The sequence below is a fragment of the Mycolicibacterium diernhoferi genome, assembly GCF_019456655.1.
GTDB lineage: Bacteria > Actinomycetota > Actinomycetes > Mycobacteriales > Mycobacteriaceae > Mycobacterium > Mycobacterium diernhoferi.
Genome location: NZ_CP080332.1, coordinates 596,584 through 611,518, shown reverse-complemented (window position 1 = coordinate 611,518; position 14,935 = coordinate 596,584). Strand labels below are relative to the sequence as shown.

The window sequence follows — 14,935 nt, the reverse complement described above, 5'->3', positions numbered from 1 at the left end:
AAAGCGGAAACGTTGGTTTCCTGATATTGCCCCGGGTGCCGGACAGGTGTCAAGATGGTGCGGTGTCCCAGGTTCGGCCCTACCGCGGGGTGGCGGCCGCCCAGCGCGTCGCCGACCGTCACGACCGCCTACTCGTGGCCGGTCTCGACCTGCTGACCGGCCCGGACGCCGATCTGACGGTGCGGGCCATCTGCCGCGAGTCCGGGATCGCCACCCGGCACTTCTACGAGGCCTTCGCCGACAAGGACGAGTTCGTCTCCGCGGTGTTCGATTCGGTGGTCGCCCGGATCGCCGCGACCACCCAGGAGGCCGTTGCCTCGGTCGGCCCGGCCGAGCAGAACCGGGCGGGCATCACCAACCTGGTCCGCACCATCGGCGAGGACGCCCGGGTGGGGCGGTTGTTGTTCGACAGCACGTTGTCCAACGCCGTGCTGGTGCGCAAACGCGCCGAACTCGGCGGGTTCTTCGCGGTGCTGGCCGGCCAGCACGCACAGACCGTTCTGCAGCAGGACGACAGCGACGAGATCAAGGCCGTCGCGCATTTCGTGGTCGGCGGGGTCAGTCAGACCATCAACGGGTGGCTGAGCGGGACGATCGGCCTGAGCGCCGACGAACTCATCGACCTGCTGACGTCGGTGCTGGACACCTTCCCCGCCCCTCGGCGGGCAGGAGCGCAGCGACCCGGGGAATAGTGCCGGCGGGCTGGAGCGCAGCGACCCGGGCAATAGTGCCGGCGCGACTGAAGCCCCCTAGACGGATGCGCGCGGCCGGCGATCGGACGCGGTCTTGGGCGCCGTGGTCGTGTCGGCCTCGGTGAATTCTTTGATCCAGCAAGCAAATTCCAGCGTGATGCCGTCGGGGTCCTGGAAGTAGAAGGACCGGACATAGACGCCGGGATGCAGGGTCGGCGAGGCCTGCCACTCGCTGTCGTCGTGGTTGAGCACCGGGCCGACCCGGACCCCCTTGGCCTTCAGCTTCTCCCGGTACTCGTCGAACTTCTCCGCGGGTACGTGGAAGGCCAGGTGGTTCATGGTGGAGACCGCACTGGTGAACTCGCCGATGCCGGGCAGCGCGGCCGGGGAGGACACCACGGGTTCACCGTCGGGTCCGTCGGTGAACCAGAAAAAGGCCACGCAGTCGCCGTTGCCGGCGTCGAAGAAGAAGTGCTGACCCATGCCGTTGGGCAGATCCAGCGACTTGACCAGCGGCATTCCCAGCACGCCGGAGTAGAAGTCGACGGTGCGCTGCATGTCCGAGCAGACCAGGGCGACGTGGTTGATGCCGCCCAGCGCGAATTCGGAATTGGGGTTCGAAGGCTTGATCATGTCGGCTCCCGGGATCTGGCGCAGAATTGAAACTGAATCTAACATCAGATTCAGGTCCGAACAACGAAAAACGACCGGAGATTGCCGTGACCGCTCGGGTAGAGCTGCCCACCGCCCGCGGACGACAGACGCAGGCCGCGATCGACGCCGCGGCCCGGACCGTCGTCGCCCGAAAGGGCATCCTGGCCACCACAATTGCCGACATCGCGGCCGAGGCGGGCCGGTCCACCGCGTCGTACTACAACTATTACGACTCCAAAGAGGCCATGGTCCGGGACTGGGCCGTCCGGTTCCGTGACGAGGCCCGCGACCGGGTGCTGGCGGCCACTGAACCGGACCTGACGAACGCCGAGCGCGCGCACGCCGCTGCGGCCGCGCACTGGAACACCTACCGGCATCGTCTTGCCGAGATCATCGCAGTTTCTCAATTGGCAATGGTCAGTGATGATTTCGCGCAATACTGGTCCGAGATCTGCGCGCTGCCCATCGCAATGATCACCAAGATGGTCCAGCAGGCCCAGCTCGACGGCTACTGCGCGGGCGATGACGCCCACCTGGTGGCGGTCGCGCTGGTGTCCATGCTGAACCAGTTCTGCTACGCCCAACTCGCCGGAACCGGGGCCCAGACCGCCGACGACGACGCCTGCGTGGCCACGCTGGCCGCCATCTTCTACCGCACGATCTACCACAAGGAGACCGGACAGCCATGACGACGAAGGGCCCGACGCCGGGAGTCACCCGGGAATTCGTCGGGATGGATTCCCCCACCGCGCGCCGCGCGGGCGCCGGCGGGCACCCGTGCCAGGGGCTCTACCACCGCGGGGTCGGCCGCAAGCCCAAGGTCGCGGTGATCGCCACGCACTATCAGATCGATTTCTCCGAGCACTATCTCGCCGACTACCTGGCCACCCGCGGCATCGGGTTCCTCGGCTGGAACACCCGGTTCCGCGGCTTCGAGAGTTCTTTTCTGCTCGATCACGCGCTGGTCGACATCGGCGTCGGGGTGCGCTGGCTGCGCGAGGTACAGAGCATCGAGACCGTGGTGCTGCTCGGCAACTCCGGTGGCGGCTCACTGATGGCCGCGTATCAGGCTCAGGCGGTGCATCACCACGTGACGCCGCTGGAGGGCATGCGCCCGGCCGCGGGGCTCACCGGCCTGCCACCGGCGGACGGCTACGTGGCCAGCGCCGCACACCCGGGCCGGCCGGACGTGCTCACCGCCTGGATGGACGCCTCGGTCACCGATGAGAACGATGCGCTGTCCACCGACCCGGATCTGGATCTGTTCGACGAGCGCAACGGTCCGCCGTACACGGCCGATTTCGTCGACCGCTATCGCGCGGCGCAGATCGCCCGCAACGAGGCCATCACCGACTGGGCGGAGACCGAACTCAAACGGGTGCAGGCCGCCGGCTACTCGGATCGGCCGTTCACGGTCATGCGCACCTGGGCGGACCCACGGATGGTCGATCCCACGCTGGAACCGACCAAGCGCCAGCCGAACATGTGTTACGCCGGCCCACCGATCAAGGCCAACCGGTCCGCCCACGGCATCGCCGCGTCCTGCACGCTGCGCAACTGGATCGGGATGTGGAGCCTGCGGCACGCCCAGACCCGGGCCGAACCGCATCTGTCGCTCATCGACTGCCCGGCCCTGGTCATCAACGCCGAGCAGGACACCGGCGTCTATCCCTCGGACGCCAAACGCATTTACGATGCGCTGGCCAGTCCCGACAAGACGCAGTTGTCGATCGACACCGATCACTACTTCAGCACACCCGGTGCCCGCAGCGAGCAGGCCGATACCATCGCCAAGTGGATCGCGAAGAGGTGGCGCTAGGGCGCCGGATCAAGGTTCTGGCCCACTTCACCCCCGGCCGGAAAGTTCTGGATTTCGTTGCCCCCGAGGCGGACTGGCTGGACATCCGGTGGTGCGCGGAGGACGACGACACCACTCTGTACCGCGAGTTGCCCGAGGTCGACGTGGTGTGGCACGTGCTGCGCCCGCTCTCCGCCGCCGACCTGGAACGCGCCACACACTGCCGGTTGGTGCACAAGCTGGGCGCCGGGGTGAACACCATCGACGTCGCCGCCGCGACCGCACGCAGCATCGCGGTCGCGAACATGCCCGGCGCCAACGCGCCGTCGGTCACCGAGGGCACCCTGCTGCTGATGCTGGCCGCGCTGCGCCGGCTCCCGGAACTGGACCGCGCAACCCGCGAGGGGCGTGGCTGGCCGTCCGATCCCACCCTGGGCGAGACGGTGCGCGACATCGGCGGATGCACGGTCGGGTTGGTCGGCTACGGCAACATCGCCAAACAGGTCGAGACCGTGCTGCGGACGCTGGGAGCACGGGTGCTGCATACCAGCACCCGCGATGACGGCCTGCCGGACTGGCGGCCCCTGTCCGCTCTGCTGGCCGAGAGCGACATCGTCTCCCTGCATCTGCCGCTCACCGAGGCCACCCACCACCTGCTGGACCGGGCGGCGCTCGACTCGATGAAGCCGGGGGCGGTACTGATCAACACCGCGCGCGGGGCGATCGTCGACGAGGTCGCCCTGGCCGAGGCACTCCGGGCGGGTCGGCTGGCCGCCGCCGGACTCGACGTGTTCGCCGTCGAACCGGTCCCCGCGGACAACCCGCTGCTCGGGCTGGACAACGTCGTGCTCACCCCGCACGTCACCTGGTACACCGCCGACACCATGCGCCGCTATCTGGAGATCGCGGTGGACAACTGCCGGCGACTGCGGGACGGCGAACCCCTGGCCCACGTGGTGAACGCGGACTGACAGGGGAGGCCGTGACGGCGGTCACGCACGAGGTACTACCCTCGGTCCCAACCGACCGGTTATTAGGGAAGTTGCCCATGGAGGTTAAGCGTGCCCATCGCGATCAACTCTGAACACAATGACCTGGCCGACTCGGTCCGGTCGCTGGTGGCCAAGGTCGCCCCGGCAGACGTTCTGCACGAGGCCCTCGAGACACCGATCACCAATCCCCCGCCGTACTGGAACGCCGCCGCCGAGCAGGGTCTTACCGGCGTCCATCTGTCCGAAGCCGTCGGCGGACAGGGCTTCGGCATCCTCGAACTGGCCATCACGCTGGCCGAATTCGGCTACGGCGCGGTTCCCGGACCGTTCGTCCCGTCGGCGATCGCGAGCGCACTGATCTCCGCGCACGACGCACGATCCCCGCTGCTGGCCGGCCTCGCGTCCGGTGAGACCATCGCCGCCTACGCCATCGACTCCGGTCTGACCGCGACCCGCCAGGGCGCCAAGCTCGTCATCCGCGGTGAGGTGCGGGCCGTCCCGGGCGCCGCGCAGGCCTCGCTGCTGGTGCTGCCGGTGTCGATCGAGAGCAGCGAAGAATGGATCGTGCTCGACGCCGACCTGCTGGAGATCGAAGAGGTCAAGAGCATCGACCCGTTGCGCCCGGCGGCGCATGTGCGGGCCAATGCCGTGGAGGTGGACGCCGATCGGGTGCTGTCCGACCTCAGCCGGGGCCATGCCCGCGCGCTCATCTCCACACTGCTGTCCGCCGAATGCGTCGGCGTCGCCCGCTGGGCCACCGACACCGCCACCGAGTACGCAAAGATCCGCGAACAGTTCGGCCGCCCGATCGGCCAGTTCCAGGCCATCAAGCACAAGTGTGCCGGGATGATCGCCGAGACCGAGCGGGCCACCGCCGCGGTGTGGGACGCCAGCCGCGCCCTTGACGAGTTCCACGGCGGGGGAGAGCGAAGCGACTCGGGGAGCGGATCCGATTCCCGGTACGAGTTCGCGGCCGCCGTCGCGGGCACGCTGGCTCCGGTCGCGGCACAGCACTGCGCGCAGGAGTGCATCCAGGTGCACGGTGGCATCGGGTTCACCTGGGAGCACGACACGAATGTCTACTACCGCCGTGCACTGGCCCTGGTCGCCGGCTTCGGCCGGGCCGCCGACTACCCGCAGCAGGTCGTCGACACCGCCACCGGCACGGGCCTGCGCAAGCTCGACATCGACCTGGATCCCGAGACCGAGAAGGTCCGCGACGAGATCCGCGCCGAGGTTGCGGCACTGAAAGCCATTGCGCGCGAAGAACGCAACGCGGCGATCGCGGAAGGCGGCTGGGTGCAGCCGCATCTGCCCAAGCCCTGGGGCCGCAATGCCACGCCGATCGAGCAGATCATCATCGCCCAGGAGTTCTCGGCCGGCCGGGTGGCCCGGCCGCAGATGGGTATCGCCGCCTGGATCATCCCGTCCATCGTCGCCTACGGCACCGATGCGCAGCAGCAGCAATTCCTGCCGCCGACGTTCCGCGGCGAGATGATCTGGTGCCAGCTGTTCTCCGAGCCGGGTGCGGGCTCCGACCTGGCCAGCCTGACCACCAAGGCCATCAAGGTCGACGACGGCTGGCGGATCACCGGGCAGAAGATCTGGACCACCGGCGCGCAGTTCTCCCAGTGGGGCGCGCTGCTGGCCCGCACCAACCCGGACGCGCCGAAACACAATGGCATCACCTACTTCCTGATCGACATGAAGTCGCCGGGGGTGGAGGTGAAGCCGCTGCGGGAACTCACCGGTGACGCCATGTTCAACACGGTCTTCATCGATGACGTGTTCGTGCCGGACTCGATGGTGCTCGGCGAGGTGGACCGCGGCTGGGAGGTCAGCCGCAACACCCTGACCAACGAGCGGGTGTCGATCGGCAGCGCCGAGCCGCCGTTCCTGGCCAGCCTGGAACAGTTCGTGGAGTTCATCCGCGACGGGCACTTCGATCAGATCGAGCAGAACCACGCCGGCAAGCTGATCGCCGAGGGCTACGCCGCCAAGGTGCTCAACCTGCGCTCCACGCTGCTCACCCTGGCCGGTGGCGATCCGATGCCGGCCGCGGCGATCTCCAAGCTGCTGTCCATGAAGACCGGTCAGGGCTACGCCGAGTTCGGGGTGTCCTCGTTCGGCACCGACGCGATCATCGGTGACAAGGAGCAGGCGCCCGGCCAGTGGTCGGAGCGACTGCTGTTCAGCCGTGCCACCACCATCTACGGCGGCACCACCGAGGTGCAGCTCAACATCATCGCCGAACGTCTGCTCGGCCTGCCCCGCGATCCGTAAAGCCCTCCGCGAGCAAGCACAAAATCGCCCTATTTCCCGGGAAATAGGGCGATTTTGCGTCTGCTCAGCACGGGCAACAGGTCAGGGCAGGATGGCGTCCACGTAGCCGCCGTCCACCCGCAGCGCACCACCGGTGGTCGCCGAGGCCAGCGGTGAGGCCAGGTACGTCACCATATTGGCGATCTCGGCCGGCTCGATCAGCCGCTGGATCAACGACTGCGGCCGGTGCAGCCGCATGAATTCGCGCTGCGCCTCGTCCCACGGCAGGTCCTTGCCCACCAGCTGGTAGACGAAATCCTGCACGCCCGCGGTGTGCGTCGGTCCGGCGATCACCGAATTCACCGTCACCCCGGTGCCGGCCGCGTCCTTGGCGAAGCCGCGGGTCACCGCCAGCAGCGCGGTCTTGGACACCCCGTAGTGGATCATCTCCGCCGGCGTCACGATTGCCGAGTCGCTGGCGATCTGAAAGACTCTGCCCCAACCCTTTTCGGTCATGCGGGGCAGACCCTGGGTGGAGCCGGTGACGAGCGCGGTCTTACCGGTCAGATCGATGCTCACGCCGAGGTACTACCCCGGCGCGTGCCGCGATATTCCGTGCGGCGGGCTAATCGACCTCGATGTCACGCAGCTCCCGCTTGAGGATCTTGCCGGTCGGGTTGCGCGGCAACTCGTCGAGGAAGATCACCTCGCGCGGCACCTTGTAGCGGGCCAGGTTGTCGCGCACGTAGGCCTTGATGGTGTCCTCATCGATGCTGGCACCCTCGACCTTCACGACGAAGGCGCGCAGCCGGTGCCCCCAATCCTTGTCCTCGACACCGATCGCGGTCGCCTCGACCACCTCCGCATGCCCGCTGATCAGGTCTTCGACTTCGGCGGGGAAGACGTTCTCGCCACCGGAGACGATCATCTCGTCATCCCGCCCTGATACATAGAGCAGGCCGTGCTCATCGAAGTAGCCGACATCGCCGGAGGACATCATGCCGTCGATGATCTGCTTGCCACCGCCGCCGGTGTACCCCTCGAAGGGGATGGTGTTGCGCACGAAGATCCGCCCGACCTCGCCCTGTGGAACCTCAACCCCGTTGTCGTCCAACAACTTCACCACGTTGCCCTTGACCACCGGGCCCACCGTGGCGGGATTGATGGACAGATCCTGCGGCCGTGCGATGGTCGCGAAGGCGATCTCGGTGGACCCGTACAGGTTGTAGATGATCGGGCCCAGTTCCCGCAGCGCGCGGGTGGCCAGTTCGGCACCGAGTTGCGAGCCGGAGACGAACACGATCCGCAGGCTGGACAGGTCCGGCTTGGGCTGGGTCTTGTCGAGTTCGTCGAGCAGCCGCGACAGCATCACCGGGACCACCACGACGGCGGTCACCTTGTGCTTCTCGATGTCGGCGAGCAGGGTGGCCGGCTTGAACCGGCGGCGCAGCACCAGCGTGGTGCCGAGCATCATCGCGATGGTGGCGTGCAGGAATCCCAGTGCGTGGAACATCGGCGCAGGCAGCGCGGTGACCTCACCGGATTTGAAGGGCACATGCGAGAGCACCCCGCCGATCGGCGCCAACGACGGCGGCGACTGCCGGTTGGCACCCTTGGGAGTGCCGGTGGTGCCGCTGGTCAGGATGACGATCGACGCGTGTTTGCCGACCTTGGGGGCGGTCTGTTTGCTGCTGCGGGCGATGAGGTCGGCCAGGGTGTCGTCGGTGCTGCCCGAGGGCTCCGGCTTGTCGGGGTTGGTGGGCAACGCCCGCAGCTTGCCCAGCGCCGGTTCGGCCTGCGCGACCGCGGCGGTGTACTCATCGTCGTAGATGATGATCGCGGTGCCCTCGCGCTCGGACACCTCCTTGATCTGCGGGCCGGAGAACTCGCTGTTGAGCATGATGATCCGGGCGCCGACCCGGGCCGCGCCGTACAGCGCGACCAGGAACCAGCGGTTGTTACGGATCAGCAGCGCGACTCCGTCACCGTCCTTGACTCCCTTGGCGCGCAAGCCATTGGCGACCGCGTTGGCCGCCCGGTCCAGTTCGCCGAAGGTGAACTCCCCCTCGTCGTCGATGACGGCGAGTCGGTCCGGATGCCGACGGGCGTTGAGCGCCGGGATCATCCCGATCTCACCCCATCGTCGGATATCGGCGAACAGCGCCGCCATGGCCTGAGGCGATTCCAGGCGCAGCGCACCGGCTTCGAACATCTTGCGCGCGTAGTGCAGTTCCGCGGCTCCACGGCCGAGATACAGCTGGGCTTTGGCCGCTGCCTGAGCGGGCAGGTCTGTGAGGCTGGGCATGCACGCCACAATATGTGACTCGTGTCGAGTCGGGACGGATAACTACCATGGCCGCATGGGGGCTTCTGCCGGTAGTCGCAGGACGCTGGAGGTGGGCGGGCGCGAGGTTTCGGTCAGCAACCCCGGGAAGGTGATCTTTCCGGGTGCGGGCGGGCGGGCCGACATCACCAAACTCGATCTCGTCGACTACTACCTCGCGGTTGCCGACGGCGCGCTGCGCGGGGTGCACAACCGCCCGATGATCCTGAAGCGGTTCGTCAAGGGCATCGAGGAAGAAGCGATCTTCCAGAAGCGGGCACCGGAGAAGCGGCCGGATTTCGTCGACGTCGCCGAACTCAAATACGCATCCGGAACGTCGGCGAAGGAAGCCGTGATCACCGAACCGGCCGGGCTGGTGTGGGCGGTGGGATTGGGGTGCATCGACCTCAACCCACACCCGGTGCGCGCGCAGGACCTGGAGCACCCCGACGAGTTGCGGGTCGATCTGGACCCGATGCCCGGCGTGGAGTGGGCGCAGATCCTGGCGGTGGCGGCGGTGGCCCGCGAGGTGCTGGAGGAGTACGGCCTGACCGCGTGGCCGAAGACGTCGGGCTCCCGCGGCTTCCACATCTATGCGCGCATCCACCCGAACTGGCCGTTCAAGCAGGTCCGGCTGGCGGCGGAGACCGTGGCGCGGGTGGTCGAGCAGCGTGCACCCGATCTCGCGACCGCCCGCTGGTGGAAGGAGGAACGCGGCGCCCGGGTGTTCGTGGACTTCAACCAGAACGCCAAGGACCGCACCGTCGCCTCCGCCTACTCGGTGCGGGCCAAGCCCGATGCCCGGGTGTCCACCCCGCTGTACTGGGACGAGGTGCCCGATTGCCGGCCCGAGGCGTTCACCGTGGCCAGCGTGCCGGCACGGTTCGCCGCGATCGGCGATCCGTGGGCCGAGATGGATGCGTATCCGGGTGAGCTGACCGGGCTGCTGGATCTCGCCGAGACACTCGGACCCGCGGAGAAACCACCCGGCCGCAAGAGTGTGAACGGTCGCAGGGCGTCCCAGATGCCGCTGATCGAGGTGGCCCGGACCAAGACCCGGGACGAGGCGATGGCCGCGCTCGAGGTGTGGCGCGGCAGCCACCCTGAGGCTGCCGACCTGCTGGAGCCGGTCGATGTCCTGGTCGACGGTATGCGTGGACCGAGCTCGATCTGGTACCGCGTCCGGATCAATCTGCAGCATGTTCCGCAGCGGCTGCGACCGCCCCAGGAGGCGTTGATCGCCGACTACTCGCCGTGGCAGAACTATTCGGGAAATCAGTCCGAGCACTGAACCCCGGCCTGAGGCTACTCGGCGGTAAGGTGTGCCCGCCAATTTGCGTAATCAAACATGAAAACGAAATGCCTTGTGGCACAACCACGTACATTTCGCTCAGCGAACCCTTACCCGGCTCTCAGACTTTCTTCTTAGCAAAGTCTCAATCACTACTCCCAACTACCTTAAGTTCCGCCGATAACTTCGGTGTCAGTGATGAACGACAGGTCAGAACCAGAAGGGAGGCAGAACATGACGATCGCATTCCGCTACGGGAACCCGGCGGTCGATTGCGACGGCGCCGAGCTACGAGCACAGTGCCGCCACCTCGCCATGGTGGTGACCATCTCGGGTGTCATCGACGACGACAACTTCGATCGACTCACCCAGAAGGTCCGCCGACTGGTCCTCGCAGAGAAGCCGTTCGCCCTCGATCTGAGTGGCGTGACGTTCCTGTCCGCGCGTGGTGTGTCACTGCTCTACGCCCTCGATGACGAGTGCGACCTCGCAGGAGTCGAATGGGCAGTGGTCTCCAGCCCGGCCGTGAGCAATGTCCTGCGGCTGCTCGACGACGCATTCCCCATCACATCCTCCATCCCGGAGGCGCTGCACCATTTCGCCGAGGGCACGCTCGCCCGACGCCGGCTGCTGCCGCTCCTGCACAAGACCGCATAGAAAGGCGGAACAGAGATGTTGCTCGACGTTCGCTGGCTGACCGCCCTGATGGGCCGTCACCGCAAGTACGCCCGCTAGGGTCCCCTACTCATCCGATGAGCCCTCCCGCCGACCGGCGGGAGGGCTCATCGCTGTCAGGACTCGCTCCGTCAGGAAGGTGGCCGCCACCGCAGGTCTTTGCGCCCTTCCAGTTCGCCCTCGTCCACCAGCTCCAGCATCGGCCGGCCGGGCACACACATCATCGTCACGGTGAACTTGCTCGGGATATCGGTGCGGTTGTTGCCGTCGCTGTAGTGGATGACGTCGCCTCCCGGCTCCCAGAACGCCTCCCCGGCCTTGATCACCCGGGGTGGTTGCCCTTCGAGTTCGAACAGCATCTCGCCCTCGATGACGTACCCGAACGCCGGCCCGGCATGCCGGTGCGGCGGGGTGCCGGCATCGCCGGGCGGAAATTCGATGACCACGGTCATCACATGGGCGTCGGCCGGGATCTCCGGCTTGGCCTCCTGCAGCACGGTCAGTGCGGTGCGCCAGGTATCAGACATCCTGTTCTCCTGTTCTGAAGTTCTCACGTCGCTGTCTCACGCGGCGATGCCGCCGCCGTCGGCGTGCAGCGTCGCTCCGGTGACGAAACTCGATGCCGACGAGGCCAGGAACAACACCGCCTCGGCGATCTCGGCCGGTTCGGCCGTGCGCCCGAGCGGAAGCGCCCGGCCCAGTTCGTCATTGACGTCGCCCCATTCGGCGACCACGCCCTCGGTGTTGGTCGGGCCCGGCGCCACCGCGTTGACCCGCACCCCGCCCGGCCCGAACTCGGCGGCCCACGTCCTGGTCAGCGACTCCACCGCAGCCTTGGACGCGCTGTACACCGACGCACCTGCCACACCCTTGGACGCCACCATGGAGGTGACGTTGATGATGCTGCCGTGACCGCGCGCCAGCATGCCCGGAACCAGCCCGGCGACCAGGAAGTAGGTCCCGCGCACATTCGTGTCGAAGGTGGACTCGAACGACGCCACGTCCTGCTCGAGGGTCAGCGCACCGGGGAAACTGGCCGCGTTGTTGACCAGGATGTCGACCCGGGAACTCTGCGCCACCAGCTCTGCCACCGAGTCGAGGTCGGCGATATCGGCGCGGACGAAACGGACGCCGGCGCCGAGTGCGGCCGCCGCAGCCTCGCCCCGCGCACGGTCGCGCCCGGTGATCAGCACCGCGGCGCCGGCACCGGCCAGCAGCCGCGCACAGGCCAGCCCGATACCCGCCGTACCACCGGTGACCAGTGCGGTCTGTCCGGCCAATTGTGTTGACATGCAATACCTTTCTCTCATGCGCTCTGATGATCGAGCTCGACCGGGTGCGCCCCGCGGTCGGCGATCGCGGCCAGGGTGTGGCGCAGCTGGGCCCGCGCGCGGAACACCCGGGACATGACGGTGCCCACCGGCGTGCCCATCGCCGCCGCGGTTTCGGCATAGGTCAAGCCCTGGACGTCCGCGTAGTACAGCGCGATCCGGAAGCCTTCCGGGAGCTCGTCCAGGGCGGCCCGCAGTCGGGCGTCGGGAAGGATGTCCAGGGCCACCGCCTCCGCGGAACGGGCGCTGCGCCGCGGGCCGGCGGTCTGTTCCAGCTCCGCGAGGGAGTCCGTCGCGTACTCCGCCGGGCGGCGTTGCTTCATCCGGTAGCCGCTGATCCACCGGTTACGCATGATGCGGAAGAGCCAGGCGTTGAGGTTGGTGTCGGGTTCGAACCCGCGGAAACCCATGAACGCATGCAGCAGCGCGTCCTGCAACAGGTCCTCGGCGTCGACCTCGGTCCGGGTCAGCCTGCGCGCACCGCGCATCAGGGCGGGCCGCAGGGGCGCAGTGTCCCGCTCGAACCGCGCGGCCAGCTCGGCATCGGTCTCGGGGATGGGTCTCTTGGCGTTCATCGCATTCCAGACTTGCCCCGCGCAGTACCGGGCGCACCCTTGACTATCCGTGGTCTGCAGTCCGTGGTCCGGGTGCGGATGACTCCGGCGGCGTGCGTCCGTTCTGGTGGGTGGGCGTCCATCCCGCCCGCACACCGACAGGAGGTTTCGCCATGAGAATCGTTGTGATCGGGGGCACCGGCCTGATCGGGTCCCAGGTGGTGCAGGGATTGGCCGAGCACGGCCACGATGCCGTCGCCGCCGCGCCCGCCACCGGGGTGAACACCCTCACCGGCGAGGGACTCGCCGATGCGCTCACCGACGCTGCGGCGGTCGTCGACGTGTCGAACTCACCGTCCTTCGCCGATGACGCGGCGATGGAGTTCTTCCACACCGCCACGACGAATCTGCTGGCCGCCGAGGCGGCGGCGGCTGTCGGCCATCATGTGGCGCTGTCGGTGGTGGGCACCGACCGGCTGGCCGCCGAGAGTGGGTACTTCCGCGCCAAGTTGGCGCAGGAAACCCTGGTCCGGAACGGCGGGCTGCCGTACACGATCGTGCGGGCGACGCAGTTCTTCGAGTTTGTCCGGGGCATCGCCGATGCCGCGACCGACGGTGACCTCGTCCGGTTGGCTCCGGTGGGATTCCAGCCGATCGCCTCCGCCGACGTCGCCGAGGCGGTGTCCATTGCCGCGCTGGGCAATCCGGTGAACGGCATCACCGAAATCGCAGGGCCACAACGCTATCGGCTCGACGAACTGATCCGGACCGCGCTCACCGCGCGCGGTGACCGGCGCACGGTGAGCCCCGATCCGCGATCGCGGTACTGGGGAGCGCACCTGCAGGAAGACACGCTGGTGCCCGGCCCCGGCGCGACATTGTTCGGCACCCGGTTCGAGGAGTGGCTACTCGCCTCCAGTGCTCATCCCTTGAAGTAGACGATCTGGTGGCTGGTGGCGAGCAGCGCGCCGTCGGTGGCCCAGAGCTGGGCGGACTGGTCGAAGTGGCCGGCCGAGAACTGCTGGGCCCGGGCCCGGGCCAGCACGTGGCCCGTTCCCTGCGCGGCCAGGGTCTCGGTGTCGGCGTGGAAGTACACGGTGAACGAGATGGTGCCGGCCGGCAGCATGCGGCCCAGCCGCCGGAAGACCCGCGGGTAGAAGACGTCGCAGGCCGCGGCGAGGGAAGCGAAATCCCATGGCCGGGCGGGATTGTCGCGCAACCAGAGGAGGGTCTCGGAGGAGTCGGATTCGCCATCGGTCTCGCCTGGGATGCCGCCCGTGACGTAGCGCATGTCGTAGTTGCTCATCCAGGTGGGTCCGGCACCTCCGGCGGGCACGTCCTCCGGTGCCGGCGCCGAGGGTCGGACGAGCTCGGTGTCGCCCCAGGTGTCGCGGCGGGGACCGAAGACCGCGGTCGCGGTGGTCTTGACCTCACGGTCCTGGCTGAGCTCGACGTACCAGTGCTGGTTGGTCCGGTTGGTGCGTACCGCGCGTGCCGAGATCTCGAAGGGGCCGTCGACGATGGGGGCCAGGTAGTTCGCGGTCAGCGCGACCGGTTGGCCGTGCACATCGGACTGCAGTTCGATGGCCCGCACCAGGACCGCCGCCGTGATGCCCCCGAATGGCCCGACCATATTGGCCCACTCCGGCACGGTGCGGCCCCGCAGCACCCCGTCTTCGATGCGCTCCAGCGCAATTCCGTTGTCGAGCACAGTCATCGGCGTTCCTTTACGCTCCGTCATCGGTTTCTTCGTTCAGTTGCCCGATGGCGCCGTCGACCAGGGTGCGCAGCACATCGTCGGGACTGGCGTCGCTGAGCCACATGGCCGGGACATCGGTGCGGTTGAGCATGGCCACCCCGTGCAGGGCGGTGGACAACGCCGCGGCGATGCGTCCCGCGCCGGGGTGCGTCCCCGGGCGTTGCCGGCAATGCGCCAAGGCGGCGGTGAGCACCCCGAGCGCCTCGCGCGCCGAGTGGGACGGCCCGGCCGTCTGGGTCATCAAGGCGTAGCGCATCGGGTAGCGCTGCGCGAACGCCACGTAGACCTGGCAGCCGCGGAGCAGCCGGCCGCGCGCGGAGTCCTGCGCGGACGCTTCGGCGCGGATGTCGGCGACCACCTGCTGCCAACTCTGTTCGGCGATGGCCGACAGAATGGCGTCGCGGTCCTCGAAGTGGGCGTAGATGGCTGGGGCGGATATTCCTGCCGCACAGGCTATTCCACGCAGAGTGAGGTCGGATTCGCGGTCGGCCGCGTCCAGCAGCTCACCCGCGGCGGCCAGGATCTCGGCACGCAGCAGCGCACCCGATCCCCGCGCATTGCGTTTCCGCACCGGACTGCCCACCGATGCAACTTAACACATGTA

At 67.8% G+C, this 14,935-nt stretch carries 16 protein-coding genes; 8 read left to right on the top strand and 8 right to left on the bottom strand.

Annotated features, from left to right (window positions below):
• The first annotated feature begins 62 nt into the window (after window positions 1–62).
• The gene (locus K0O62_RS02855; RefSeq protein WP_073855591.1) at window positions 63–692 is read left to right on the top strand and encodes a TetR/AcrR family transcriptional regulator; all 630 of its coding nucleotides are present in this window, start codon (window positions 63–65) and stop codon (window positions 690–692) included.
• 57 nt (window positions 693–749) lie between these two features.
• Here K0O62_RS02855 and K0O62_RS02850 read toward each other — a convergent pair whose 3' ends face one another.
• Window positions 750–1,325, bottom strand: a complete 576-nt coding sequence (locus tag K0O62_RS02850) for a VOC family protein (protein WP_073855590.1) — start codon at window positions 1,323–1,325, stop codon at window positions 750–752.
• A gap of 80 nt (window positions 1,326–1,405) precedes the next feature.
• Between K0O62_RS02850 and K0O62_RS02845 the strand changes: the two genes are divergently transcribed.
• The 4 genes from K0O62_RS02845 to K0O62_RS02830 all read left to right on the top strand — a co-directional run bounded on the left by K0O62_RS02845 (window position 1,406) and on the right by K0O62_RS02830 (window position 6,419).
• Window positions 1,406–2,035 (top strand): TetR/AcrR family transcriptional regulator, encoded by a 630-nt coding sequence (locus tag K0O62_RS02845; RefSeq protein WP_073855774.1) that lies wholly within the window; start codon window positions 1,406–1,408, stop codon window positions 2,033–2,035.
• On the top strand, window positions 2,032–3,165 hold the full coding sequence (locus K0O62_RS02840; RefSeq protein WP_073855589.1) for an alpha/beta hydrolase: 1,134 nt from the start codon (window positions 2,032–2,034) through the stop codon (window positions 3,163–3,165). Before K0O62_RS02845 ends, K0O62_RS02840 begins: the two co-directional genes overlap by 4 nt.
• 8 nt (window positions 3,166–3,173) lie before the next feature.
• Window positions 3,174–4,115: a 2-hydroxyacid dehydrogenase gene (locus K0O62_RS02835; RefSeq protein WP_073855773.1), complete on the top strand. Its 942-nt coding sequence runs from the start codon at window positions 3,174–3,176 to the stop codon at window positions 4,113–4,115.
• A 90-nt stretch (window positions 4,116–4,205) separates the two neighbouring features.
• Window positions 4,206–6,419: an acyl-CoA dehydrogenase family protein gene (locus K0O62_RS02830; protein WP_073855588.1), complete on the top strand. Its 2,214-nt coding sequence runs from the start codon at window positions 4,206–4,208 to the stop codon at window positions 6,417–6,419.
• Window positions 6,420–6,500: 81 nt separating this feature from the next.
• Here the strand turns inward: K0O62_RS02830 and K0O62_RS02825 are convergent, their stop codons facing one another.
• Together K0O62_RS02825 and fadD2 are read right to left on the bottom strand one after the other, a co-directional pair.
• Window positions 6,501–6,977 (bottom strand): SDR family NAD(P)-dependent oxidoreductase, encoded by a 477-nt coding sequence (locus K0O62_RS02825; protein ID WP_264002241.1) that lies wholly within the window; start codon window positions 6,975–6,977, stop codon window positions 6,501–6,503.
• Between the two features lie 46 nt (window positions 6,978–7,023).
• Complete coding sequence (gene fadD2 / locus K0O62_RS02820; RefSeq protein WP_073855587.1) at window positions 7,024–8,703, bottom strand: long-chain-fatty-acid--CoA ligase FadD2; 1,680 nt, start codon at window positions 8,701–8,703, stop codon at window positions 7,024–7,026.
• 55 nt (window positions 8,704–8,758) lie between these two features.
• On the opposite strand from fadD2, the gene K0O62_RS02815 reads away from it, so the two are divergent.
• Both K0O62_RS02815 and K0O62_RS02810 read left to right on the top strand, forming a co-directional pair.
• Window positions 8,759–10,012 (top strand): DNA polymerase domain-containing protein, encoded by a 1,254-nt coding sequence (locus tag K0O62_RS02815; protein ID WP_073855586.1) that lies wholly within the window; start codon window positions 8,759–8,761, stop codon window positions 10,010–10,012.
• 234 nt (window positions 10,013–10,246) lie between these two features.
• Window positions 10,247–10,669: an STAS domain-containing protein gene (locus tag K0O62_RS02810; RefSeq protein WP_073855585.1), complete on the top strand. Its 423-nt coding sequence runs from the start codon at window positions 10,247–10,249 to the stop codon at window positions 10,667–10,669.
• Between the two features lie 149 nt (window positions 10,670–10,818).
• Here the strand turns inward: K0O62_RS02810 and K0O62_RS02805 are convergent, their stop codons facing one another.
• From K0O62_RS02805 to K0O62_RS02795, 3 genes are read right to left on the bottom strand one after another with little or no spacing between them, the layout of a single operon-like run.
• Window positions 10,819–11,214 (bottom strand): cupin domain-containing protein, encoded by a 396-nt coding sequence (locus K0O62_RS02805; protein WP_073855584.1) that lies wholly within the window; start codon window positions 11,212–11,214, stop codon window positions 10,819–10,821.
• Between the two features lie 36 nt (window positions 11,215–11,250).
• Window positions 11,251–11,979, bottom strand: a complete 729-nt coding sequence (locus K0O62_RS02800; RefSeq protein ID WP_073855583.1) for an SDR family NAD(P)-dependent oxidoreductase — start codon at window positions 11,977–11,979, stop codon at window positions 11,251–11,253.
• Between the two features lie 14 nt (window positions 11,980–11,993).
• Window positions 11,994–12,593, bottom strand: coding sequence for a sigma-70 family RNA polymerase sigma factor (locus K0O62_RS02795; RefSeq protein ID WP_073855582.1), 600 nt, complete (start codon window positions 12,591–12,593; stop codon window positions 11,994–11,996).
• A 152-nt stretch (window positions 12,594–12,745) separates the two neighbouring features.
• Here K0O62_RS02795 and K0O62_RS02790 point away from each other — a divergent pair, with 152 nt between their 5' ends.
• Window positions 12,746–13,510 carry an SDR family oxidoreductase gene (locus K0O62_RS02790; RefSeq protein WP_073855581.1) on the top strand — a complete coding sequence of 255 codons (765 nt, stop codon included), beginning with the start codon at window positions 12,746–12,748 and terminating at the stop codon, window positions 13,508–13,510.
• Here K0O62_RS02790 and K0O62_RS02785 read toward each other — a convergent pair.
• Both K0O62_RS02785 and K0O62_RS02780 read right to left on the bottom strand, forming a co-directional pair.
• A complete protein-coding gene (locus K0O62_RS02785; protein WP_097933836.1) occupies window positions 13,495–14,289 on the bottom strand; it encodes an acyl-CoA thioesterase in 795 nt (264 codons plus the stop codon). The two genes, K0O62_RS02790 and K0O62_RS02785, sit on opposite strands and share 16 nt — an antisense overlap.
• Before the next feature lie 10 nt (window positions 14,290–14,299).
• Complete coding sequence (locus K0O62_RS02780) at window positions 14,300–14,914, bottom strand: TetR/AcrR family transcriptional regulator (RefSeq protein WP_234800022.1); 615 nt, start codon at window positions 14,912–14,914, stop codon at window positions 14,300–14,302.
• Window positions 14,915–14,935 lie beyond the last annotated feature (21 nt).